We start from the raw sequence: 24,426 nt of genomic DNA, 5'->3' as shown, positions 1-24,426 counted from the left end.
CTCCTGCGGAAGCTTCTGCGATCGCCCCACCAGCCGGCGATTGGCGCGAAATTGAAACGCATCGGAAGGCCTCTATCTTCTTTACTAACGCTCGTTACAAATATTGTACTCGGATGCGGTGATCAAGATGGCGCCCATTGATTTTTATAACGATCCATACAAATATATGTGCGGAACATGGCAACCAGGGTTCTCACGATATGGCACGGAAAAAGAACGAAACGAGCCCCGCACGCCGGGGACGGCCGCCCGCCTACGACGCGGACACGGCCCTCAAGCGGGCAACCGAGACCTTCTGGAAGACCGGCTATTCCGGAACGTCCCTCGACAAGGTGGCGGAAGCGACCGGCATGAGTCCCCCGAGCCTCTACGCGGTCTTCGGCAACAAGCACGCGCTCTATCTCGAAGCGCTCGCACGCTATTGGGAGATCAGCCTGACCGCAACGCGCGAGGCGCTCGCGGGAGACCGTCCCCTGGACGAGGCGCTGATGCTCGCCTACGACGCGGCTCTGTCGATCTATTTCTCGGGCAAGGGACACGCGCGCGGCTGCTTCGTGGTCGGGACCGCAGTCACGGAAACTGCGGAAGATGCAGCGATCAGGAAGAGCGTGGCGACGGGGCTTCGCGCGATCGACGCCGATTTCGAGGCGCGGTTTCGGCTCGCGCAGGACAAAGGCGAGTTGAAGCGCGATGCTGATCCCGCGACGCTCGCCATCCTGGCGTCGGCCACGATGCATACGATCGCGATCCGCGCCAGGGCCGGCGCGTCCCGCGCCGAGTTGAAGGAAGTCGCCCGGAAGGCGGTGAATGTGATCTGCGGATGACGAGCGATTCACCGGGCGGCCACGCGTTCTCGAGACTGGACAACTCTTGCCGGACGCGAAGAGGACATTTCGTACATGCTGCTCCCCGCGCTCCGGTGAAAAGTTGACGAACGCCTCCGAACCGAGCCCAGGCGCTTTCGAGCGCCGTCGGCCCGACGATGACAGCATCGCAGGTTGATCGATGATCTCGGAGGCTTCGATGGCAACTCCGCGCCCGGCGGCAGTATGCCTTTGCCTCAATCAGGCCCGCGCTGGGGTCTATCCGCCTGCGGCCGCCGCCGCGCGGCGCGGCAGCTTCCAGTCGGGCCGGATGAAGTGGCACGTGTAGCCGTCAGGATAACGCTCGAGATAATCCTGATGCTCGGGCTCGGCTTCCCAGAACTCGGCAGCGGGCGCGACTTCAGTCACCACCTTGCCGGGCCACAGGCCGGACGCCTCGACGTCGGCGATGGTGTCCTCCGCGATCCGCTTCTGTTCGTCGCTGGTATAGAAGATGGCCGAGCGGTAGCTCGTGCCGAGATCGTTGCCCTGGCGGTTCAGCGTGCTCGGATCATGGATCTGGAAGAAGAACTCCAGCATGGTCCGGAAGCTGGTCTTGGCCGGATCGAAGATGATCTCGATCGCTTCGGCGTGGCCTTCGTGATTGCGATAGGTGGCGTTCTTCACGTGCCCGCCGGTGTAACCGACCCGCGTCGAGATCACGCCGGGCTGCCTGCGGATGAGATCCTGCATGCCCCAGAAACAGCCTCCGGCCAACACTGCGCGCTCTGTCGTCATCTGATGCTCCATTCGTTTGGTCGAGATATTCAGCGCTGCTCTGCGGTTGCATGCAAGCGTGGATCGTCATGCTCATCATGATAGTCGAGGCCGAGCGGACCGATCGCGGAAACCTGCGTGACGTATTCGCCGGATTTCGCCCAGTGAAAGTGCCAGGTCTCGCCGGGCAGGACAATGACGCTACCCGGCGGATAGGCCTTGACCTTGTCGCCGTCAAAACTCTCGCCGAGCCCGATATAAAACACACCTGACATGACCGTGTAGATGCGGTCTTCCGGATGCTCGTGCGGCATCAGCCTGGTGCCGCCGGGCACCTTCACCCGGACCACATAGGGTCCGGGCTCGGCGGGATGGCCGACCATCACGGCCAGCCGCGCGCCCGGCGGAAATGCCGGGAAAGGCTGCCATGCGATCTCCTCGGGCAATATCGCCCTGAACCTGTCTTCATCCGGCTGATGTTGGCGAGGCAAACCTTGACGAGGCATGGCAGCATTCCCCTTTGTCGGTCAGCCCAGCTTGGCGTCCAGCGTGATCGCGGCGTTGAGCACTTTCGACACCGGACAGTTCTTCTCAGCCTCGCCGGCAATCTTGGCAAAACCCGCATCGTCGAGGTTCGGCACCTTGGCACGCAAGGTCAGGGCGGATTTGCTGATCTTGAAACCCTTGCCTTCGGGCTCGAGTGTCACAGCCGCCTCGGTGGAGAGCTCGTCCGGCGTGAAACCGGCCATCTGGAGGCCGAAGGCCAGTGCCATCGTAAAGCAACCGGCATGGGCCGCCGCGATCAACTCCTCGGGATTGGTGCCCTTCTCGTTCTCGAAACGGGTTTTGAACGAATAGGGCGTCCCGGCAAGCACACCGGATTCGCTCGACAAATGGCCGGTGCCATCGCGACCGGTGCCCTTCCAGACTGCTGTTGCCTTGCGGATCATCTTAATTCTCCTTGTTTGATTTCAGCACCGGCGCTCGGTACCGCGGGAAAACGACATTGGCACGACCGGCTGCTACTGTTCCAACCGGCCGAACGCCGCAGCAGTTCCGTCAAGTCCCGTTCCGATGAAATCGGAACAAGACTTGAGTCTTCTTTGAGGCGTTTTCTTCACGCGAACCGGCATCCACTTCGCTCCAAGGCTTTAGGACCCAATCTGTCCGACGTGGAATCCCAGCCGGTTCTCGACGTCACCGGCGCGGTGGAAGCCGCGCGCCATCAGCGCCTTGAGGCGGGTCTGGCTTGCGGGGCGGCCGAGCGCGGCCAGGAAAGCGTCCCATTCCGGCTTGATCTCGTCATCCGGCGGCAGGCTGGCGACGTCGACGAGGCGCTTGGTCTCGGCGATCGCCTCCTTGTCGAACGAGGCAATGCGCATCGCGAGCGCCTCGACGAAGCCGTCGAGCTCGGCATCCGGCATCGACCGGTTCACATAGCCGTAGCGCTCGGCGAGATCGCCGTGGATGTCGTCGGCGCCGAGCAGCACTTCGAGCGCGCGACCGCGGCCCATCAAACGCGGCAACCGCGCCATCGGGCCGCCGCCGGGCACAAGGCCGGCACCGACCTCCCATTGCGACAGGATCGCCTTCTCACGGCTGGCAAATCGCATGTCGCTCGCAAGCGCAAGCTCGCTGCCGACACCGGTTGCGCGGCCCCGGATCGAAGCGATGGAGACGACAGGCGCGCGGCTGAGGCGCACCAGCATATCAGGCAGCGCCTGCAGGCCGGTCGGCCCCGGTGGAATGCTCAGCGAGTCCTCCAGCGGCGCGAGGAAGTCGTAATGGGTGATGAAGAAGCCTTCGACGGCGCTGTCGAACACGACGACCTTCACCTGCGGATCGGTCTCGATCGCGGTGATGACGTCATTGAGGAGGGGAAGCTGCCTCGGACCAAAGATGTTGACCGGCGGCATGTCAAAGGTGACACGCCAGTAGGTCGGCAGCAAGCGTTCCAGGCGAATCTCGTCGGTCGTGAAGGCGCGTTCGGGGCGATTCATGATTGGCTCCTGATGTAGGGGAAATGAAGGGACGCGCGGCACCGCGTATCCATGCCGGTTTCAGATCGATTGGCGCAGTGGGCGGAATGCGGTGCGCATTTCCGCGGTGAACAGCGCGGGCTGCTCCCAGGCAGCGAAGTGGCCGCCCTTGTCGAGGCGGTTGTAGTGCATCAGCTTCGGATAAGCCTTCTCAGCCCAGCTCCGCGGCGCGGCATAGATCTCGTCCGGGAAGACACTGACGGCGACCGGGATCTTGATGTGCTTGGGTTCGAAGAACACCAGCTTGTTCTCCCAGTAGAGCCGCGCCGACGACACCGCTGTGTTGGTGAGCCAATAAAGCGTGACGTTGTCGATCACATCGTCCCGCGACAGCCCCTCCGTCTTGCCGTCGAAGACGCGCGCAATCATCGCGGCGCTGCGCGCGTCGTGATCGAGCATCCAGGACGCGAGGCCGGACGGCGAGTCCACGAGACCGTAGAGCGTCTGCGGCCGGTTCGACATCTCGATCGCATAGCCAAGGCCGTGCTTGTAGAAATCATCGAGCTGATCGTAGGCAACGCGCTCGTCGGCCGAGAGGTTCGCCGGCCGCGATCCGCCGGGCTGGAGCGCCCTGGCGATATCGTCGGGGACGGTGGCGGGCATGTTGGTGTGAATGCCGAGCAATTCCGGCGGCGCGATCACCGCCATCTGCTCGGTGACGGCATTGCCCCAATCGCCGCCCTGCGCGACGTAGCGGCTGTAGCCGAGGCGCTTCATCAGCACGATCCAGGCGCGCGCGATGCGCTGCGGATCCCAGCCGAGCGCCGTCGGCTTGCCGGAAAAACCGTGACCGGGGAGCGAGGGGATCACGAGATCGAAGGCGTCCGCCGCCTTCGCGCCATGCGCGGTCGGATCGGTGAGCGGGCCGACGATCTTCATCTGCTCGATGATCGAACCCGGCCAGCCATGCGTGACGATCATCGGCAGCGCATTCTGGTGCCTGGAACGGACGTGAATGAAGTGGATGTCGATGCCGTCGATCTCGGTGACGAATTGCGGCAGCGCGTTGAGCCGCGCTTCCATCTTGCGCCAGTCATAGTCGTTCTGCCAATAGCGCACGAGCTGCTGCACCGTCTTCAACTGAATACCCTGCGACTGGTCTGCGACGATCTCGCGATCCGGCCAGCGCGTTGCCGCGAGGCGGCGGCGCAGATCGAGCAGATCTTCCTCGGGCACACTGACATGGAACGGGCGGATCGCGCCGCTGGCTGCTGCCTCTGCCCGATGCAGCGGCAGCAGGCTCGCGACGCCGGCGGCAACCGCGGTCATCGCGGCCTGGCTCAACAGTTGACGGCGGTCGGGGTTCAGAACGTCGGTACGTGCTTGCGTGGTCATGCTGGATCTCCCTGGCTTTGATCGGTGATGCCGACCGATTTCAAATCAACGCGTCGTTTCCTCATGCAGGGAGATTGGCGCAGGCACCGACGGTTTGCTCGTTATGCATTGTTAGGGTGCGTTAACCGTTGCGAGTCTGCGCGATGCAACAATGCAGGCAATGGTGAAAACGCACGCGATCCGATGCGACACGGCGCGCAACGACCATGTCATTGCGCGCCGTGTCAGCCCAAGTCGAAAGATGCGTTCGCTGCCGCTCAGGACGGCAACGGCTGCCCCGCCTGCTCGCGAACGATGTAGTCGGCGTACCAATCCGCCCAGTTCTCGTCGTGTCCGCCTATCCGTTTCTCATGCTCGCCATGCGCCGCCGCCGCGCGGCGCATGGCTGCGGCCAGATCGGTCGTTGACGCGAAGTTCGTGCTGCCGCCCTCGATGCGTCCCGGCAGTCGCGTGGTGATCTCCTGGAGCAGCCAGCCGTTGCCGTCGGGATCGCTGAATGACGCAAACGAACCATAGCTGCCGCGCTTCAGATCAACACCGCTGACCCGGAGGCTGCCGGACAGATACGGCTCGTCAGGCCCGGCGTGAACGTCACCGCCACCGTGGAAGGGGCCGCTGACCTCAATGCCGCGATCGAGCAGATCTTTTCGGGCCAGCTCCAGATCGGACACGATCAGGTACAGCCCGCGCGCCGAACCCGGCGCCGCCGCAGTGACGTTCCTGCCGAAGATCACCGAACAGGCCGAGCCCGGCGGCGTGAACTGGATCACACGCCATTCGTCGCCCGAGGCAAAATCGGCGTCCAGTCGCCAGCCGAGGCGCGTGTAGAACGCCTTGGCGCGGTCGACATCCGACACCGGGATGACGACGACTTCGAGCTTGAGATCAACGCTATGCTGTTTGGAAGGCTTAGCCGCAGTGTCGCGGTCGATGTCTGTCGTGGCCATGTCGAACTCCCTGATGTGAAGCGCGGGCTCGGGCCGATCCCGCTGTCTACACGATCACCTTCATGCAGACCGGGGAAGATTGCTCGTTATGGGATGTTATGGCTCGTTAGCGATTGCGAGCAGAAGCGGTCTTCAAGCGGCGGCCGGCATCACGATGGTCACCCGCGTGCCGCCTTGCCCGGCTTCGCCTTGCAACCGTGCGTGGATGCTGCGGGCGAGCCCTTCGAGGATGCGGCTGCCAGTGCCCTGAAGCGGACCGGTCGCGCCGATCCCGTTGTCGGCCACCGTGCAGAACCAGGCGTCATCATGATTGGCGACCTCGATGCGGATCAGTGCACCATTCCTGGTCGGGAAAGCGTGCTTTGCCGCATTGGTGACCAGCTCTGTCAGCATCAGCGCGAGCCGATGACGTTGCGACGCCGACAGCGTGCCGCTTTCGATCGCAGCTTCACAGCGGATGCCCGCCGGCTCCAGCACCGCGTCCGAGAGCGCTGCGCACAGGTTTTCGAAGAAGGCTTCGACATCCACGGCGGACACATCGTCGCTGTCGGACAAAAGCTGATAGAGCCTGCCGAAGGCGACCAGGCGCCGCTCGAAGCGGTCTACCGCGATCGACACGTCCCTGGCGCCGGCCCGCGTGAAATCGCGGCGGACTGACGCACCCAGCAGCGTCAGCGTGTTCTTCATCCGATGGTGGGATTCCCGTAACACGAGTTCCCAATCACGCGACTGTTCATCGAGACTGGCGAGATACTGGGATCGCACGACGTCGTCGTTGGGCCTGGAGCCGATGGCGGACATGATAGCCTCCCCGTTGAACGTAGGACCTAAGTCGAAGGCTATAGTGGATCCACCGCGCGTGTTTTGCTCGTTAGACGTTGCAAGATTTTGTTATGATCGGCTGCAGCGCAATTTGGCGGCGTGACCGTGGTCTCGACGGTCAGCCAAGCTGACAAATTGTCTCACCGGCTCCGTAAGCCGCTCGCGTTTAAGCAAAATTTATGACGGTTATTGCCGGGGCGGTCGGCCGGTTGCCGCGCGATTTCGCCACTTTCGGCCAGTTTACTCCCGACCTCGTTCTGGTAGATCAATCGACAGACACTAGCCCTTCCACCTGGAATCATTGGCGCGTGCCGGACACTCACGATCAGGATTCGGCCATTTCCTTCGGGCCATTCCGGCTGCTGCCAAAGTCGCGCCTGCTCGAGAAGGACGGCGCTCCGCTTCACCTCGGCGGCCGCGCGCTCGATATCCTCATTTTTCTTGCCGAGCACGCCGGCGAGGTCATCGACAAGCGAGAGTTGATCAAACGCGTCTGGGCCGACGTGACGGTCGACGAAGGCAGCCTGCGGTTCCACATCACGACACTGCGCAAGGCCTTGGGGGATGCCGGCGAAGGCTCCCGCTACGTCGTCAACGTCCCCGGGCGCGGCTATTGCCTGGCGGCTCCGCTGCTTCGGACGGAATCGGCGGGGAAAGGGACGAGCCCGCCTGTCCCGGCCCCGCGTTCACTCCCTTCGCCGCTCGCGAAGATGATCGGACGGGACGATGCGGTTGCCAGGATTCGCGCCGAGCTGGCCCAGCATCGCTTCGTCACAATCGTCGGCCCCGGCGGCATCGGCAAGACCTCGGTCGCCCTCGCCGTCGCGCATGGCGAGCTCCAGGCCTTCGACGGCCACGTGAATTTCGTCGACTTCGGCGCGCTGACGGATACAAGGCTGATTCCCGGCACCATCGCGGCCACGCTCGGGCTGACCGTCAATTCAGACGACCCGATGCCGGGCCTGCTGACGGTGCTGCGCAGCCGGCGAACTTTGCTCGTCTTCGACAGTTGCGAGCACATCCTCGACGAGCTCGCGCCATTGGCCGAGCGCATCGTCCAGGAGGCCCCCGAGCTGCATATTCTCGCCACCAGCCGCGAGTCCTTTCGCTCCGAGGGCGAGCGCGTCCACCGGCTGTTTCCGCTGGATTGTCCGCCTCAGGGGGACGGGCTCAGCATTGCCGATATCCTTGCCTATCCCGCAAGCCAGCTATTCGTCGAACGCATTGCCGAGAGTTTGGGCGAATTCGAGCTGAGTGAAGAGGACGCGCCGCTCGTTGGCGAGATCTGCCGGCGGCTGGACGGGATCGCGCTCGCGATCGAGCTCGCGGCCGGCCGCGTGGACGCCTACGGCATTGCCGGGACCGCCTCGCTGCTCGACAGCCGCTTCTCGCTGCTGTGGCGCGGGCGGCGAACCGCGATCCCGCGGCACCAGACCCTGAGCGCGGCGCTCGCCTGGAGCTACGATCTGCTGCCGGCCGCGGAGAGCGCAACGCTGCGCGGATTGTCGGTGTTCGTCGGGCCGTTCACGCTGGAGGCGTCGCTTGCCGTTGCATCCAGCCAGGGCATCAGCGAGCCCGAGGCGGTCGAGGCAATCTCGAATCTGCTCTCCAAATCCCTGATCGCGACCTCGCCAGCGGAGCGTCGGCTGCGCTACCGCCTGCTCGACACCACGCGCGCCTTCGCCGGCAACAAGCTCGTCGAGCACGGCGAAGTGCCCCGCGTGGCACGGGCGCACGCCAACTACTTCCGCGACGTCCTGCGCGACATTGCGCTGAAATCCTCGGGCATGCAGACCGCGGGCGGCTTCCTTCCCTATGCCGACCACCTGCCCAATGTCCGGGCCGCACTGACCTGGAGCTTTTCGGACGGCGGCGACCGGTCGATCGGCGTGGACCTTGCAGCCTCGGCGGCGCAGTTCTTCCTCGAGCTGACATTGCTGACGGAATGCTATCGCTGGACGCAGCAGGCATTGACGTCCCTCGATACGAGCGCAATCGACAGCCGTCAGGAGATGACGCTGCAGGCCGCGCTCGGCGTCTCCGTGATGTTCACGCAGGGCAATACCGAAGCGGTCCGTGCTGCGTTCACGCGCAGCCTCCAGCTCGCGCAGGAGCTCGAGGATCTGCACTGGCAGCTCTGGCTGCTGCGCGGATTGCACATCTACCTGACCAGGGTCGGCGACTTTCACGGTGCGCTCGGGACCGGTACGCAGGGCGAGAGCGTCGCGCGCAAGCTGAACGACCCCGCCGCCGCGCTGAACGTCGAATGGATGCTGGGCGTCGCGCATCATCTGATCGGCAACCAGGACAAGGCCGTGCAGTTCTGCGAGAGCGCGATGGTGCATAATCCCGGCTCGCAGCGGCTGAATATCGGCCATCTCGGCTATGACGACCGCATCGTCGCGCTGGTGGCGCTGGCGCGCGGTCTCTGGCTCACCGGCCGGCCCGATCGCGCGGTCGAGGCGGCGAGATACACGGTGCGCGAGGCCGAACTGCTCGAACAGCCGCTCACCCTCGGCATCTCCCTGATCTGGACGATCTATGTGTTCCTGTGGGTCGGCGACTGGGCCAATGCGGAAATCCTGATCGAGCGGCTGATCGATCATTCGGCGCGGCACTTCCTCGGCCCCTACCACGCCGTCGGCATCGGCCAGAAAGGCGAGCTGCTGCTTCGCCGTGGCGATATCGCCGGCGGGATCGAGCACCTTCGCCGCGGTCAGGCAACGCTGTACGCAACGCGGCACCGGATCATGACGACGGTGTTCGCGACCGCGCTCGCGGAGGGTCTCGCGGCGCAGAACCAGCCCGATGAGGCCTTGCGCACGATCGACGAGGCCATCGCGGAGGTTCCCGATCACGGCGAATCCTTCGACATGCCGGAGATGCTCAGGGTCAGGGGCGACATCCTGGCCCGGTCGGGCAAGGCGGCGGCGGCCGAGAGCTGCTTGCAGACATCGCTCGATCTGTCACGCCGGCAGTGCGCGCTCGGCTGGGAATTGCGCGGCGCCATCAGCCTCGGCCGGGTCTGGCGCGAGGCCGGAAAAGCCGGCGACGCACGCGCCCTGCTCGCCCCGCTCGTCGCGCGATACCAGGAAGGCCTCCAGACCCGCGATCTGGTCGCCGCCAAAGAGCTGCTTGGCGCGCTGAATTGACAGTATCTTCAACGGGATACCGCCAGAATCCCCGCTCGCAACTCCTAACAACTTCTAACACGCCAAGCCGCATCCGCCCCGCCATGGTGGTTGCAATTCATGGTGGATATGGCGGGACATGGCGCTGCTTGACGACGTAATTGATGCCAGCGGCGGAATCGCCCGCTGGAATAGCTTGAGCCGGTTCACGCTCCACCTCTCCGTTGCCGGAACGCTGTTTTCCAGCGCCGGACATGCCAGCGAATTCAAGGATGTGACCGCGGAAGGTTCGACCCGCACGCAGTCAGTCCGCTTCACCGGCATTACGGGCGGCGAACATTCCGGCTCCTTTCAACCCGACGCGATCACCATCGAAAGCCCGGAGGGCGAAGTGTTGCGGAGCTGGCGCGATCCGAGCCTTGCGTTTCCTGAGGCCGGCTCTGCGTCGCTGGCGGACGAACTGCACCTCGTCTTCTTCTGTGGCGTCGCGATCTGGAGTTATCTGACCAATCCATTCCTGCTCGCCCACCCCGATGTGGTGGTGGAGGAACTGGCGCCGTGGCGCGAGAACGCGGAAACATGGCGACGGCTGCGGGCGCAGTTCCCGCCGAGCGTGATCACGCTCGCGCCCGAGCAGATCTTCTATTTCGACGAGAACGGCCTGCAACGGCGGACCGATCACGATCTCTTCGGGATGAAGGTCGCGCATTACTCCTGGGCGCATGACAGTTTCGGCGGCATCGTCGTGCCGACACTTCGACGTGCGCAAACGCTGCGGCCTGACGGAACCGTGATTGCAAAACCCGTGCTGATGGATGTCGAGATCTTCGACGCCGTCTTCGAGTAGCGACGACGCGGCAGGCGCGGACGCCGGATAACGCTCCCTCCCAACGCCTAACAATACATAACGAGCTAACAGCCGGCCTCGAGCGCAGATTGGGCTCGCGGGCAACGAACCACGTTCGATGCTCGCCAAGGCCGGCGCACCTCCATGACACCGGAGTGCGCTATCGCAGCGAACGTACTCAAAGGAGGAACAGTCATGAAAGTATTGATGGTTATCACCTCGCACGACCAGCTTGGCAACACTGGACGCAAGACCGGGTTCTGGCTCGAAGAGCTTGCCGCCCCCTACTACGTCTTCAAGGATTCGGGCGCGGCGATCACGCTGGCTTCGCCGAAGGGCGGCCGTCCGCCGCTCGATCCCAAGAGCAACGAGCCCGAATTCCGCACCGACCTGACGCTGCGCTTCGAGGCGGACGCCGCCGCGGAAGCCCAGCTCGACAAGACGGTTCGCCTCGACGGCGTCAAGCAGGAAGACTTCGACACCGTGTTCTATCCTGGCGGCCATGGCCCGATGTGGGACCTCGCCGAGGACAAGGACTCAGTCAAGCTGATCGAATCGTTCCTCGCCGCCGGCAAGACGATCGCGGTGGTGTGTCACTCGACCGGCGCGCTGCGCCACGTCAAGACGCCGGACGGCAAGCCTGTGGTCGAGGGCAAGGAAGTGACCGGCTTCACCAACGGCGAGGAAGAGGACGTGGGCCTGACCAAGGTCGTGCCCTTCCTTGTCGAGAACGAGATGCTGAAGCTCGGCGCCGTGTTCTCGAAAACAGCGAACTGGGGCGTGCACGTCGTCAAAGACGGCCTGTTGATCACAGGCCAGAACCCTCACTCGTCAGGGCCGGCCGCCGAGGCTCTGCTCGCTGCCCTCAAGGGCCAGCCGCTGGCGCGCGCTTCGTAGTTTCGGATGCGGCCAGATTTCGAGAGGCGCCCAGCGCGGCGGCGCCTCTCGACGCGACACGCCCACAAGGGAGCGATGACATGAACATTCCAGCCACCCTCGCCCTCTCCGCCGCATTGACCTGCACCACCGTGCAGGCTTCGGCAGAAGATCTGCGATCGAGCCGGCGCTCGATCAGCTATCACACCATCGATATCAAGGGCCTTGAGATCTTCTATCGCGAGGCTGGACCTGCCGACGCGCCGACCGTGCTGCTGCTGCACGGCTTTCCCTCCTCGTCGCGGATGTGGGAGCCATTGCTGCCGCTGCTTGCCGACAAATATCACTTGATCGCGCCTGATTATCCCGGCTTTGGCAACAGCAGCGCGCCGCCACCGTCCGACTTTACCTACACGTTCGACAGCATCGCCGGCGTGATGGGCGAACTCACCAACAGGCTCGGCCTCACCAACTACATCCTGTTCATGCAGGACTATGGCGGGCCGGTCGGCTTCCGCATGGCGCTGGCGCATCCCGAGCGCGTACGCGCCATCGTGATCCAGAATGCCGTCTCGCATGAGCAGGGCCTGAGCCCGCTCTGGGCCGCCCGCAGGAAATACTGGGCGGATCCGGCAAACGAACTCGAAGCACTCAAGGCCAACTTCACTTCCCTGGAGGCAACGCGCCAGCGGCATCTCGGCTCAAGCCCGCGCCCGGAGCGCTACGACCCCGACACCTGGAACGACGAATATTCATTCCTGACGCGTCCCGGCCAGCCCGAAATTCAGACCACACTGTTCCTGGATTACCGGACCAACGTCGCCTCCTATCCGAAGTGGCAGGACTGGCTCCGCAAGACACGGCCGCCGACGCTGGTGGTCTGGGGCAAGTACGACCCGTCCTTCACTGTGGCGGGCGCTTCAGCCTACCGCGACGATGTCCCGGAAGCCGAGGTTCACATTCTCGAAGCCGGTCACTTCGCGCTCGACGAAGCGACCGATGAAATCGCCGCGCGCGTCCGCGACTTCCTTGGGCGGCTGGACGGGCACAACGACTGAACAACGATCTGCGCAATGCTACGACCACAGGAGACTGACATGTCCGACACCGTCAATCGTGAACGCCGCCGCTTCTTCTCTGGCGCGGCAATAACTCTTGCAGCGACCCAGCTTCCGCTGAGCACGGCGGCTGATGCCAAGCCGGCGAAAACCGCCGCGATCATCAAGCCGGGAGCCAACACTTCGTTCGCGTCCCTGAAGCAGATCGACGCCGGCCTGCTCAACGTCGGTTATGCCGAGGCAGGTCCCGCCGACGGCCCACCCGTAATCCTGCTGCACGGCTGGCCGTACGACATCTACGCCTTCGTCGATGTCGCGCCGCTGCTCGCTGCGGCCGGCCATCGCGTGATCATTCCCTATCTGCGCGGCTACGGCAGCACGCGCCTCCTGTCCGACGCAACGATGCGGAACGGGCAGCCGGCGGCGATCGCCGCGGACATCGTTGCGCTGATGGACGCACTCAGGATCGACAAGGCCACGATCGCCGGCTTCGACTGGGGCGCAAGGACCGCCAACGTCATTGCAGCGCTGCGGCCAGAGCGGGTCAAGGCGATGGTCTCTGTAAGCGGCTATCTGATCGGTAGCCAGCAGGCCGGCAAGATGCCGCTGCCGCCGAAGGCCGAGCTGCAATGGTGGTACCAGTTTTACTTCGCGACCGAGCGCGGCCAAGAAGGCTACGACAAGTACCGCCATGATTTCTCGAAGTTGATCTGGCAGCTCGCCTCGCCGCAATGGCACTTCGACGACGCCACTTTCGATCGCAGCGCCAGGGCGTTCGACAATCCGGACCATGTCGCGATCGTAATCCATAATTATCGCTGGCGGCTCGGTCTTGCCGAAGGCGAAGCAAGATATGCCGACGACGAGGCGCGGCTGGCGCAGGCGCCCGTCATCACGGTGCCCACCATCACCATGGAGGGTGACGCCAACGGGGCGCCGCACCCCGAGCCGTCCGCCTACGCCAAGAAGTTCACCGGACGCTGTTCGCACCGGACCATCAAGGGCGGCATCGGACACAATCTGCCGCAGGAGGCGCCGAAGGCCTTTGCCGACGCGGTGCTCGACGTCATGGCAGAGGCTTAGCGGCGGGCCAGCCAACGGCCTTTAACAACGCTTAACGGGCGATCGTTTGCGCGCGGCGGTATCTCCATTGGGGCAACACCACCGATGCGAGAGGGAATGGCCGGATGATTCCGCTGCTGGCGAATGCGATCGAGGCCCATGGCGGCCTCGGTCGATGGAATGCTCATCAGCGGCTCACCGCCACGATCGTGACGGGAGGCGATCTCTGGGCGCTGAAGGGCGTCGACCAGGACCAGGCGCCGCGGACGATGCGGATCGAGCTACAGCGCGAGCGGGCATCGATCGAGCCGTTCGTCAAGCCGGGCCAGCGCGCCGAGTTCAGCCCCGAGCGGATCGCCATCGTCGCCGCGGACGGACGGATCGTCGCAATGCGCAACAATCCACGCGCCGCGTTTGCGCGCCACGACATGCGGACACATTGGGACCTGCTGCATCGCGCCTATTTCAACGCCTACGCACTGTGGACCTACGTGACGACGCCTTTCCTGCTCGCCTTGGACGGGTTCGAGGTCCGCGAGATCGAACCGTGGCGCGAGGGCACCGAAGTCTGGCGCGGATTGCGCGCGACGTTCCCGGCCATGATCGCAAGCCATGGCCGCGAGCAGGACTTATATTTTGGCCCCGACATGCTGATCCGCCGGCACGACTACAGGGTCGAGATCGCTGGCAATTTTCCGGTGGCGCAATATGTGTCCGAGCCCGTCAGTGTTGACGGCTTCAGGCTGCCGACGCGCCGGCGTGTCTATTTACGCGGAGACGACCTGATGCCGCTGCGCGATGAGCTGATGGTGTCGATCGATCTTTCAGATTTTCGATTTGACTGAGCCGGCTCATACAGACGGCTCCTCGAGCATGAGCCGCGCCGCCTTCAGGTCGGCTGTCTCGAATCCTTCCGTGAAGCGCGCATAGGTCGCGGCGAGATCCCTGAGCGGGTTGCTGGCGCCGCGCTGACGTCGAAGCGCTGCAAGCGACATCTCGGTCCGCAGTCGCCAGGACAATGCGCCCTGCTTCTCCGCCAGCGCGAGTGACGAAGCAAAACTCGATTCGGCGGCATCGAAATCGCCGGTGAGCGTCTCGATGTCGCCGCGCCTGCGGAGCAGCTCCGGCATGTCAAAACCGCCGCCACCCTGCTCGACGCGCGCGATGGTCTCGTGCAGGACATCGAGGCCTTCCGCCACGCGTCCCAGCGCGGTCAGTCCCAGCGAAAGGTCCGCAGCGAACGCTGAAGCGTAGAGCTCGTAGCGATCCGCGTGCAGGCGCGGCAGCGCGCTCCGCAGCAAGTCGATGCCGCCGGCCACCTCGCCGCGGGCAATCATGATCTGCGCGCGAAAGCCGGTCGCGACGGCCTCGTAAGGCGCAAGCCCATGCACGTTTGCATGCGTCGCGAGGCGCCCCGTCATGGTCTCGACGGCGGCCCAGTCGCCGGTCCAGCCGAACACCGAGGACGACCAGCATAAAGCGATGCAATGCATCACGACGTCGCGCGGCGCGGCGGCGCCGACCAGCGGGCGGACGCAGTCGAGCGCCCGGTCGGGAAGTCCGCGCAGCCATAATACGCGCGCGAGTGGAATCTGCGGCGTGCGCGCATAGGCGAAATGCCCGGGTTGCGTCCCACGCAGCGCGGCATCGTCACGCACGCCTTCGTCAAGATGGGCCTGCGCCTCGGCCTGGTCTCCGGCGAGATGATAGGATACGCCGAGCAATGCCTTGCTGCCGGCAATGCCCGCGGTATCGCCGATCTGGCGCGCGATGCGCTCGGCTTGAAGCGCGGTCGGCACCAGATGCCGGTAGTCGCCGGTGCGGCGATAGAACATGTTCAGCCGCGACAGCAGCCTGAACGCATTGGCGTGATCGGAAAGTGCTTCTGCGATCTCCAGCCCGCGACGGAGCGCCGCCTCGGCCTGCTCGCTGTTGCGCTCCGTGAACATGAAGGTGTGACCGAGCGTCGATTGCAGCTCAAGCTCCCATCGACCACCCTGATTGGCGTCATCGAGCACGGCAAGCGCACGGCCGGACCAGATCCGCGCCTCGTTGAGCAGGTTGAGCTCGACGAACAGCCTTACGGCACTGCCGGCAAGCGGAACACGCAAGGTGGTGCCGTCCTCGCCGGCATAACTCCATTCCAGCGCCGCGCGGGCATCGGCGAGCAGGCTCGCGCGCTCCGGCAGGCGGGCGGCCGGGTCACCGCCCTGCCCGGCCATGCCAGCTTCGAGTGTGCGTTGAATATAGGCTGCGTGACGACGTGCGATCGCGTCCGCCTCGCCACCGTCGGCCAACTTCTGCATGGCGTAGGCGCGCGTGGCGTCCAGCAGGCGATAGCGCCGCGAGGCGCCATCAGGCTGCGCTGACACCAGCGATTTGGCCACCAGTTGCTCCAGAGCATCGACGACACGGTCAGCCGGTGCGCCATCGTCTGTCGCAACCGCGATCGCGCCCTTGAGCGTGAAGGGGCCCGCGAAGACGGCAAGCCGCTGAAACACCGTGCGTTCGCTCTCGCCGATCAGGCCGAAGCTCCAGTCGAGCGTGGCGCCCAACGTCTGCTGCCGCGGCGGTGCCGTCCGCCGTCCGCGCCATTCGAGCTTGAGCCTGGAGTCGAGCAGCGCGGCCATCTCGCGCAATCCGTAGACGCCGACGCGGACGGCGGCGAGTTCGATCGCGAGCGCAATGCCGTCGAGCTTGCCGCAGATTTCGGCGAGAACCTCGGCATCCTCATCCGTGATATCGCCGCGATGACCCGCGGCGGCGGCGCGATCGACGAACAGGCGTACGGCCGGATAGTCCAGCACCTCATCGGCGCTGAGGCGTGCGCCTTGTGGCGGGCCCGGCAGCGGAACCAGCTCAAAAATCTGCTCGCCCTCCACCAGCAGCGACTCGCGGCTGGTGGCGAGGATCGCGATAGCGGGCGCCTCGCGATAGATGTTCTCCGCCAGACGCGCGACCTCGTCGATGACGTGCTCGCAACTGTCGAAGATCAGAAGCAGCCGCCGCCCGCGCAGGAAATTGATGATGCTGCCTGAGGGATCGTCGTGATGCACGACGAGGCCGAGAGCGGCGGCAACCGTGCTCGAGACCAGCGCAGCGTCCTTCAGCGGACCGAATTCAAGGAAATGAATGTTGCCCTCGAAAGCCTGCCACATCTCGTGGGCGAGCGCGGTCGCAACGGTGGTCTTGCCGATTCCGCCCGGCCCGCGCAGCGTGACGAAGCGGTCGGCGAGCAGACGGGCCGACAACTCCGGCAGCACGTCGTCGCGACCGATCATCCGGTCCAGCCTGTGCGGCAAGGCTGCAGCAGGGACCGTTCTTTCAGGTGCACGCGACGCGGGTGCCGGAGCCGCGTTGCGCTCGCCACGTTGCACGGGCGCGACGAAGCAATAGCCCCGGCTCGGAACGTTGGTGATGTAGCGGGCTCCGTCCCTGCCGTCGCCAAGCACCTTGCGCAGCTCCGCGACATGGACGCGCAGGCTGATCTCCTCGACGGCGAGGCCCGACCACGCGTAGCTCAGGATCTCGTTCTTCGGCACCACTTCGCCGGCGCGGCTGACGAGCAGGCGCAGGATATCCATCGCGCGGCTGCCGAGCTTGACCGGAACACCGTCCTTTTCGAGCAGCCGCGACCGCAAGGAAAACGGTCCAAACGAGACGATATCGAGATCAGGGCTCGCTCCGGCGCCATTGCCAGGGGAGCTATGTCCCGAGAGCTCGGTCACTTCTGACACATCCTGATGACCACTTCATTCAAATGCGTGGCGACTATAGTCGCCATCGATGCGCGGTCCAGCAGGGGAACGGCCGCCCTCACATAGGCGCATCAATCGCCATGTGATCCATTGCAGCGTCCTCACACTGCGCCAATCAGCGCAAATAGTTGAAAAGCTACGCAAAATCAAACGCTCTGCGGCGGGCTGTCACACCATCTGCGTTCGCACAAAATCTAACACCTCCTAATCACCACTAACGGGCTTCTTGTCCGGCTCACGCCTATCCTCTGACCATGGACAGCATGGGTCAAAAGCAATCGCCGGTCGCCGCCAGCGGCCACGAAGAGAGGGGACAAGCGATGTTCAACGACTTGCAAGTGGCGCATGCCTGGATTGAACTTCCGGCTCGGCGGAATCGCGAGGTCTCGCACAAGACGTACCAGATCCCCCGGGAGAGACGATGGCGCGAGGTCAACCACCACCCGGGGGCGGACATCACGATCTCTCACTGGGAGGAGTCCCGAGACACTTCGTCGCATGAGGCGACAACGCCTGAAAACCGCTATTTCGTCGGCATCGCCATGAAGACCACGCGCGCGAAGCTCACCCGAGACCGTCAGATCATCTACGACGGCACGATGCCGGCAGGTACGCTGTATGTCAGCGCACCGTCGAAGCCCCTCCGCGTCCAGTTCCAGGGCCCCTGCGCTTTCCTGCACGTCCACATTCCCGCGGATCATTTCGCAGCGCCTGCTGCGGAAGCATTGAATGACCTCGTCTTGCTGCGCGATCCGCTCGCCGCCGAGCTCGCGAAAGCGCTGATCGAGCATGGCGACGCCACGGACCACGAATTCGCGCGCTGCGTCGGCCAGACTCTTGCGATGCATCTCACCCGGCTCGAGCCGCCGCGCGCCAAGGTCAATGCCTTGCCGAAATGGCGGCTGCGGCGCGTCGAGCAATACATCGGAGATCATTTCGACCGCTGCATCAGCCTGTCCGAGCTCGCCAACGTCGCGGGCCTCTCCAGGATGCACTTTGCGGCACAATTCCGCGCCGCGACCGGCTATCGTCCGCGCGAATACCTGCTCAATCACCGCATCGAGCATGCCAAGCGGATGCTCGCGACGACCGGGCGGCCCTTGGCCGAAATCGCACTCGCCGTCGGCTTCAGCACCCAGGCGCATTTTTCCACCGTGTTCAAGCGCATCAGCGGCCAGTCCCCGGCGCGCTGGCGCCTCGCCAGCAAGAACGAACGGCCGGCCACGGACGTTGCGCCGCGACGGCGTCCCGTTTCGGACAACGACTGGATGGCCGGCGCAGCCGCGTAGCTCACCTGCTTGGGCGCAAGTGCCCCCACTTGCGTCGGCTCGAGCCCTGCTCCTCCCGGGCCTGCGAGCCTCTTGGGGCCGCCCTGCACCCACACAGGACGGCCCCTTTTTCTTTCTTTCATCGCGACGCGCGGCGTTACGCGTGCGGGCCGGTGCGGCCGGACTCGTACAGGAACCAGATGCGTCGCTCGGACTCGTCGATCCAGTTCTCGATCAGGCTTGCGGTGGCGACATCGCCATATTCGTCGCAGAGTTCGTGCACGCGCCGCATCTCCCGCGTCAGTTGCTGGTTGTCGCTGCGCAGCTCCGCCAGCATGTCCTGAGGGTCGACGTAGTCCGCATCGTTGTCGAGGATGCGCTGCTCGCGCGCGATTTGGCCGATCGAACGCAGCGTCGTGCCGCCGATCTTGCGCGCGCGCTCGGCGATGTCGTCGGTCATCGCGAAGATCTGATCGGCCTGTTCGTCCAGCAGCAGATGATAGTCGCGGAAATGGCTGCCGGACATGTGCCAGTGGAAGTTCTTGGTCTTCAGATAGAGCGCGAAGACGTCGGCGAGCAGTGCGCGCAGCGCGGCGGGAATGTCCCGGTTCGCATTGGCGCCGAGATCGGTCGGGCTCTGGAGGTCTGCCTTGGTCATGTTCAGTGTCCTTTGATGAGGTCACGAAGCCTTAGCAGTGCGGCGCGGTGGGGTTCTTTCGCCTTGCGAAGAGGATTTCGAATTCGCACGAGAGCGGAGTATACGGCGCCGTCCCTCTCCATCGTCGTTGCGAGCGCAGCGAAGCAATCCAGCATCCCTCCGCGGAAAGACTCTGGATTGCTTCGCTGCGCTCGCAATGACAGGAGAAAGTGGACGCTCCCCTACACCGGTCGAACGCCCGGATCGGCGGCAGATTCCCGGTGAATTTCTCCACCTCGACCGTCGTCAATTGCCCGGTGCAGCCCTGCGCGAAGGACGAGGTGCCGAGGTCGCGGGTCAGCACGTTCGGATTGCCGTGGACGCAGAGCGGCGCGTCATCCTCGGGGTCCATCGGGTCGTACCACGCGCCGGTCGGAAGCTGCACCACGCCGGCCGCGATGCCGTCCGTGACGTGAACCGCGGCAAGGCAGGCGCCACGCCCGTTGAACAGGCGGATGATGTCGCCGTCCTTGATGCCGCGCGCATCGGCATCAATCGGATTCATGCGCGCGACCTCGCGGCCGCGATGTTTGGCGGCGAGCGAATGGCCGCCGAAATCGAGCTGGCTGTGCAGGCGCGTCACCGGCTGGTTGGCGACGAGGAAGCACGGCGCGCCGGGCGTTGGCATATCGGTCTTGTCGAGCCAGACCGGATGACCGGGACAATCGGCATCGCCATGGCTTGCGATCTTCGCGGAAAAGATCTCGATGCGACCGCTCGGCGTCGGCAGCGCATGGTTGACCGGATCATCGCGGAAAGAGCGCAGCCGGCCGCCGTCGTCGGGCTGTTGCGGCACGACCAGGCTGCCGCGCTGCCAGAACTGTTCGAAGCTTGGGGCTTCGAGCCCGCGCGCTTGGAGCGAGGCGCGGGTCGGCTCGTAGAGATGTTCGAGCCACTCCCTCGACGTGCGGCCCTCGGTGAAGGGCTCGCGCGCACCGAGACGTTCGGCGAGATCGGCAAAGATCTCGTAGTCGTCGCGCGAAAGCCCGAACGGCTCGGCGATCCGGTGCATCGCGACCATGAGAGGGTCGTTGCTGGAATAGCCGATGTCCTCGCGCTCCAGCGTCATGGTCGAGGGCAGCACGATGTCGGCGTGCCGCGCCGTCGCGGTCCAGGCGAGCTCGTGCACCACGAACGTGTCCACTTTCGCAAACGCCTTGCGCAGGCGGTTGATGTCCTGGTGGTGGTGGAAGGGATTGCCGCCGGCCCAATAGACCAGACGGATGTCCGGATAGGTGCGCGTCTCGCCGTTGTAGCGATAGGTGCTGCCGGGATTGAGCAGCATGTCGGCGATGCGCGCCACCGGAATGAAGTTGCGCACGCCGTTGCGGCCCTGCCCCAGCGTCGGCCCAGGTACGTCGTTGACGCGGCGGCCATAATAGCCGATCGCTCCGAGCGAGTAGCCATAGCCGCCGCCGGGCAGGCCGATCTGGCCGAGCGCTGCCGCCAGCACCATGCCCATCCACACCGGCTGCTCGCCATGTTCGGCGCGCTGGAGCGAATGGGAGACGGTGATGAGCGCGCGCTTTCCGGCGAGACGGCGCGCGAGCGTGCGGATCGTGTCCGCCTCGACGCCGGAGATCGCGGCGGCCCATTCGGCGCTCTTCGGCTGCCCGTCGCTCTCGCCGGTGAGATAGCGCAGGAAGACGGGCCAGCCCTCGGTATAGCGATCGAGGAAGGCCTGGTCCTGCAGGTTCTCTGCAACCAGCGTGTGAACGATGCCGAGCATCAGCGCGGTGTCGGTGCTGGGCACGCAGGTCATCCATTCGGCACCGGCCTCGATGGGCAGGTCTTCACGCAAAGGACTGACCAGGATGAATTCGCAGCCGCGCCGGCGTGCGGCTGCCATCGCACCGCGCTCGACATGCTTGCTGATCGAGCCGCCGGCCACCATCGAGTTCTTCAACGCCATGCCGCCGAACGCCAGCACGATCTCGGTGTCGGCAGCGATCTGCTCCCAGGTGACGTTGCGCTTGGTGATGTCCTCGTAGCCCGCCAGGATCTGCGGCAGCAGCACCGAGGAGGCGCCGGACGAGTAGGAGTTCACCGAACGCACATAGCCGCCCATCGCGATGTTGAGGAAGCGATGCACCTGGCTCTGCGCATGATGGAAACGGCCCGCGCTCGACCAGCCATAGGAACCGCCGAACACGGCACCGGGCCCGCGGGTGTCGCGGATGCGGCCGAGCTCGTCGCCGAGCAGGTCGAGCGCCTTTTCCCAGCTGACCGGGACGAATTCGTCGCGGCCGCGGCGATCGTCCGGACCGGGACCGCGCTCGAGCCAGCCGCGCCGAATCGCCGGCTGGGCAATGCGCGCCTGGTGGCGGAGCGCACCGGGAAAATTGTCGATGATGCCGTTCGGATCGGGATCGCCCGCATAGGCCCTGACCTCGAGCCCGGCTTCGCCCTGACGCGCGGAAAACACGCCCCAATGCGAGGTGTGCGGCTTGAAGCCGTCCGACAAGTCGAGGCCGGGGTCGGGGAAGCCAATCGTATCGTCCATCGTCTGATCCTGTTCCAGTCCGAGGCTGGCCGTTTTCATGGTGCTCGGGTGGCAATATACCGATCCACATCCCCATGTCATCGCGGCGAGGTTCACGCAAACGCTGGGCTCCCGTGCGTCGTGCGATCAACGCGGCCCGCCGGTTCCCTATTGGCATCGCCGGTGTTACAGCAAGCGGAGCGGGCCCATGCCCCCAGGAACATCGGACTCACCATGATCAAGCGCGCCTTGCCCTACGAAGGACTTCTCCACGAAGTGGTCGAGCATGACGGTGTGCTCTACATCGGCGGAATCGTCCCCGAAGACACCAGCCTCGACATGTCGGGCCAGGCAAACGACGTCCTCGGACAGCTGTCACGTCTGCTGGAGACTCTCGGCTCCGATCTCGCCCACGTCCTGCAGGTGACGATCTACATGACCAACCTGAAGGAGAAGGCGGAGTTCAACGCGGCCTGGAAGGCACATTTCACGGCAGCCCATCTGCCGGCACGCGCCGCAATCGGCGTCGCCGATCTCGGGCCCGGCGTCAAACTTGAGATGACGGCCACCGCTGCTCGCATTCGCTAGCCGATTTCCTGCCGGACCTTGGCCGCCGCGTCGCACATTGCTTTCAGCTTCCCGAACGCGGTTGCGCGCGGCATGTATTTCATGCCGCAGTCGGGTGCGACAACCAGACGGTCCGGTGAGACGTATTTGAGCCCGTTGCGGATGCGGTCGGCCACGGTGTCCACGCTCTCGACGGAGGGATCGCCGAGGTCGAGCACGCCGAGCATGATCTTCTTCGACGACAGATCCCTGAGCACGCCAAGGTCGAGCTTCGGCTGCGCCGCCTCGATCGAAATCTGGTCGGCAATGGTGTCGTCGAGCTCGGCGAGGAACGAATAGCCAGCCGGCTTGTTCGAGCCCGGCACGACCGCCGCATAACCGAAGCACAGATGCACGACGGTCGGCACGGTGATGCCCTTCAGGGCGCGGTTGATCGCCTTGACGGCGTAGCGCTTGGCCAGATCCGGATTGTTGCGCACCCAGGGCTCGTCGAGCTGGATCACGTCCGCGCCAGCCTTTTGCAGGTCGAGCGCCTCGGCGTTGACGGCCTCGGCGAGCGCCATCGCGAGCTCTTCGTCGTCCTTGTAGAACTCGTTCTTGGCCTGCTGGCTCATCGTGAACGGGCCCGGCAGCGTGATTTTCGCGGCGCGATCGGTATTTTCGCGCAGGAACTGCATGTCGTGCAGCTCCACCGGTCCCTTTCGCTTCACGGGACCAACGACGCGAGGCACCGGGGTCTGGGTGTTGCCGGTGCGCGCCACGATCATCGCGGGATTGTCGCCGTCGATGCCGTCGAGCGCGGTCGCGAAGCGGTTGGAGTAGCTCTCGCGACGGATCTCGCCATCCGTCACGATGTCGATGCCCGCGCGCTCCATGTCGCGGATCGCGACGATGGTCGCATCGTCCTGCGCTTCCTCTAGATGCTCCGCCGGCAGCCGCCACATGTCGTGCAGGCGGGTGCGCGGCACCACCTTCGACAGCATGGCGCGATTCACCAGCCACTCCGGCTGCGGATAGCTCCCGACCACCGTGGTCGGGAGGATGTGCTTTGGCATCGGCATGGGAGTTCTCCTTCTTGTTATTGTTGAGCGCGCGCTGTTCAGGCCGCGCGTCCCTCGTCCTTCACCGGGTTGCGCAGAACGCCGATGCCGGAAATCTCGATCTCCACGACGTCGCCGCCCTTCATCCACAGCGGCGGCGTGCGATAGGCGCCGACTCCGCCGGTCGTGCCGGTGACGATGACGTCGCCCGGAACGAGCTCGGTGAAGGTCGAGCAATAGGCGATCAGGGCCTGGACGTCGAAGACGAGATCGGAGATCGGCGCCTTCTGCACCTCGACGCCGTTGAGCCGTGTGATCAAGGTCTGCTTGGTGACGTCGGTCAGTTCGTCGGTCGTGACCATCCAGGGCCCGAAACCGCCGGTGCCGGCAAAGTTCTTGCCCGGCGCGAATTGCGAGGTGTGGCGCTGCCAGTCGCGGATACTGCCGTCGTTGTAGCAGGCATAGCCGGCGACATGGCCGAGCGCGGCTTCGCGCGAGATCCGGCGGCCGGCCTTGCCGATGATGACGGCCATTTCGCCCTCGTAGTCGAAACGCTCGGATTCCAGCGGCCGGATCATCGGCTGACCATGGCCGACCTGGCTGTTGGCGAAACGGGTGAAGATCATCGGATGCGCCGGCGTCGGATGGCCGCTCTCGGCCAGATGCGTGGCGTAGTTGACACCGATGCAGAAGATCTTGTCGGGATCGGGTATGGTCGGCAGCAGCGTGACATCCTGCAGCGCGTAGTCGGGCTTTTCACCGGCGAGCTTCTTCAGTTCGTCGAGCGATCCCTTCGCAAGCAGTGCCTTCAGCGTCGGATAGGCCTTCAAGCGCTTGCCGGCATCGATGACGCCCTTGTCGGTGACGATGCCGTAGCTCGCGGTGCCGGCGGTCGTGAAGCTCGCAACTTTCATCAG

Annotated in this window: 20 protein-coding genes and 1 pseudogene; 9 read left to right on the top strand and 12 right to left on the bottom strand. The window is 64.7% G+C overall.

Annotated features, from left to right (window positions below; translation table 11 throughout):
* The first annotated feature begins 200 nt into the window (after positions 1 to 200).
* A complete protein-coding gene (locus FNV92_RS10120; RefSeq protein ID WP_143841105.1) occupies positions 201 to 824 on the top strand; it encodes a TetR/AcrR family transcriptional regulator in 624 nt (207 codons plus the stop codon).
* Between the two features lie 258 nt (positions 825 to 1,082).
* Here FNV92_RS10120 and msrA read toward each other — a convergent pair whose 3' ends face one another.
* The 7 genes from msrA to FNV92_RS10085 all read right to left on the bottom strand — a co-directional run bounded on the left by msrA (position 1,083) and on the right by FNV92_RS10085 (position 6,702).
* The gene (gene msrA, locus FNV92_RS10115; protein WP_041748766.1) at positions 1,083 to 1,601 is read right to left on the bottom strand and encodes a peptide-methionine (S)-S-oxide reductase MsrA; all 519 of its coding nucleotides are present in this window, start codon (positions 1,599 to 1,601) and stop codon (positions 1,083 to 1,085) included.
* 29 nt (positions 1,602 to 1,630) lie between these two features.
* Positions 1,631 to 2,026: a cupin domain-containing protein gene (locus FNV92_RS10110; protein ID WP_244623730.1), complete on the bottom strand. Its 396-nt coding sequence runs from the start codon at positions 2,024 to 2,026 to the stop codon at positions 1,631 to 1,633.
* Between the two features lie 81 nt (positions 2,027 to 2,107).
* Entirely contained in the window at positions 2,108 to 2,530 is a 423-nt protein-coding gene (locus FNV92_RS10105; RefSeq protein ID WP_015684566.1) for an OsmC family protein, read from the bottom strand.
* 201 nt (positions 2,531 to 2,731) lie between these two features.
* Positions 2,732 to 3,580: an enoyl-CoA hydratase/isomerase family protein gene (locus FNV92_RS10100; protein ID WP_143841106.1), complete on the bottom strand. Its 849-nt coding sequence runs from the start codon at positions 3,578 to 3,580 to the stop codon at positions 2,732 to 2,734.
* A gap of 60 nt (positions 3,581 to 3,640) precedes the next feature.
* Positions 3,641 to 4,954, bottom strand: a complete 1,314-nt coding sequence (locus FNV92_RS10095) for an epoxide hydrolase family protein (RefSeq protein WP_143841107.1) — start codon at positions 4,952 to 4,954, stop codon at positions 3,641 to 3,643.
* 257 nt (positions 4,955 to 5,211) lie between these two features.
* Positions 5,212 to 5,901, bottom strand: a complete 690-nt coding sequence (locus FNV92_RS10090; RefSeq protein WP_143841108.1) for a VOC family protein — start codon at positions 5,899 to 5,901, stop codon at positions 5,212 to 5,214.
* Between the two features lie 132 nt (positions 5,902 to 6,033).
* Positions 6,034 to 6,702 (bottom strand): sensor histidine kinase, encoded by a 669-nt coding sequence (locus tag FNV92_RS10085; protein ID WP_143841109.1) that lies wholly within the window; start codon positions 6,700 to 6,702, stop codon positions 6,034 to 6,036.
* A 329-nt stretch (positions 6,703 to 7,031) separates the two neighbouring features.
* Between FNV92_RS10085 and FNV92_RS10080 the strand changes: the two genes are divergently transcribed.
* The 6 genes from FNV92_RS10080 to FNV92_RS10055 all read left to right on the top strand — a co-directional run bounded on the left by FNV92_RS10080 (position 7,032) and on the right by FNV92_RS10055 (position 14,542).
* Complete coding sequence (locus tag FNV92_RS10080; RefSeq protein ID WP_143841110.1) at positions 7,032 to 9,875, top strand: ATP-binding protein; 2,844 nt, start codon at positions 7,032 to 7,034, stop codon at positions 9,873 to 9,875.
* A 118-nt stretch (positions 9,876 to 9,993) separates the two neighbouring features.
* Entirely contained in the window at positions 9,994 to 10,701 is a 708-nt protein-coding gene (locus FNV92_RS10075) for a hypothetical protein (RefSeq protein ID WP_143841111.1), read from the top strand.
* A gap of 195 nt (positions 10,702 to 10,896) precedes the next feature.
* Positions 10,897 to 11,598 carry a type 1 glutamine amidotransferase domain-containing protein gene (locus tag FNV92_RS10070; RefSeq protein WP_143841112.1) on the top strand — a complete coding sequence of 234 codons (702 nt, stop codon included), beginning with the start codon at positions 10,897 to 10,899 and terminating at the stop codon, positions 11,596 to 11,598.
* A gap of 80 nt (positions 11,599 to 11,678) precedes the next feature.
* Entirely contained in the window at positions 11,679 to 12,635 is a 957-nt protein-coding gene (locus tag FNV92_RS10065; protein WP_143841113.1) for an alpha/beta fold hydrolase, read from the top strand.
* Positions 12,636 to 12,674: 39 nt separating this feature from the next.
* On the top strand, positions 12,675 to 13,718 hold the full coding sequence (locus FNV92_RS10060; RefSeq protein ID WP_143841114.1) for an alpha/beta fold hydrolase: 1,044 nt from the start codon (positions 12,675 to 12,677) through the stop codon (positions 13,716 to 13,718).
* Positions 13,719 to 13,822: 104 nt separating this feature from the next.
* On the top strand, positions 13,823 to 14,542 hold the full coding sequence (locus FNV92_RS10055; protein ID WP_143841115.1) for a hypothetical protein: 720 nt from the start codon (positions 13,823 to 13,825) through the stop codon (positions 14,540 to 14,542).
* A gap of 6 nt (positions 14,543 to 14,548) precedes the next feature.
* Here the strand turns inward: FNV92_RS10055 and FNV92_RS10050 are convergent, their stop codons facing one another.
* Positions 14,549 to 17,425 (bottom strand): ATP-binding protein, encoded by a 2,877-nt coding sequence (locus tag FNV92_RS10050; RefSeq protein ID WP_143841116.1) that lies wholly within the window; start codon positions 17,423 to 17,425, stop codon positions 14,549 to 14,551.
* Between the two features lie 350 nt (positions 17,426 to 17,775).
* Here FNV92_RS10050 and FNV92_RS10045 point away from each other — a divergent pair, with 350 nt between their 5' ends.
* Positions 17,776 to 18,744, top strand: coding sequence for a helix-turn-helix domain-containing protein (locus FNV92_RS10045; RefSeq protein ID WP_168213277.1), 969 nt, complete (start codon positions 17,776 to 17,778; stop codon positions 18,742 to 18,744).
* Positions 18,745 to 18,880: 136 nt separating this feature from the next.
* On the opposite strand, the gene FNV92_RS10040 is transcribed toward FNV92_RS10045, so the two are convergent.
* Both FNV92_RS10040 and FNV92_RS10035 read right to left on the bottom strand, forming a co-directional pair.
* Positions 18,881 to 19,381 (bottom strand): Dps family protein, encoded by a 501-nt coding sequence (locus FNV92_RS10040; protein WP_015684553.1) that lies wholly within the window; start codon positions 19,379 to 19,381, stop codon positions 18,881 to 18,883.
* A 229-nt stretch (positions 19,382 to 19,610) separates the two neighbouring features.
* A pseudogene (locus FNV92_RS10035) lies at positions 19,611 to 21,923 on the bottom strand (molybdopterin guanine dinucleotide-containing S/N-oxide reductase); the annotation flags it as partial.
* A gap of 213 nt (positions 21,924 to 22,136) precedes the next feature.
* On the opposite strand from FNV92_RS10035, the gene FNV92_RS10030 reads away from it, so the two are divergent.
* Positions 22,137 to 22,490 carry a RidA family protein gene (locus tag FNV92_RS10030; RefSeq protein ID WP_143841118.1) on the top strand — a complete coding sequence of 118 codons (354 nt, stop codon included), beginning with the start codon at positions 22,137 to 22,139 and terminating at the stop codon, positions 22,488 to 22,490.
* Here FNV92_RS10030 and FNV92_RS10025 read toward each other — a convergent pair.
* Complete coding sequence (locus tag FNV92_RS10025) at positions 22,487 to 23,530, bottom strand: uroporphyrinogen decarboxylase family protein (RefSeq protein WP_210248041.1); 1,044 nt, start codon at positions 23,528 to 23,530, stop codon at positions 22,487 to 22,489. The genes FNV92_RS10030 and FNV92_RS10025 overlap by 4 nt on opposite strands.
* Before the next feature lie 38 nt (positions 23,531 to 23,568).
* Positions 23,569 to 24,423 (bottom strand): fumarylacetoacetate hydrolase family protein, encoded by an 855-nt coding sequence (locus FNV92_RS10020; RefSeq protein ID WP_143841119.1) that lies wholly within the window; start codon positions 24,421 to 24,423, stop codon positions 23,569 to 23,571.
* Between the last annotated feature and the right edge of the window lie 3 nt (positions 24,424 to 24,426).

The sequence above is a fragment of the Bradyrhizobium cosmicum genome, from assembly GCF_007290395.2.
Lineage (GTDB): Bacteria > Pseudomonadota > Alphaproteobacteria > Rhizobiales > Xanthobacteraceae > Bradyrhizobium > Bradyrhizobium cosmicum.
Note: the sequence above shows the minus strand (reverse complement) of the source record. Positions and strands in the feature narration are given on the sequence as shown.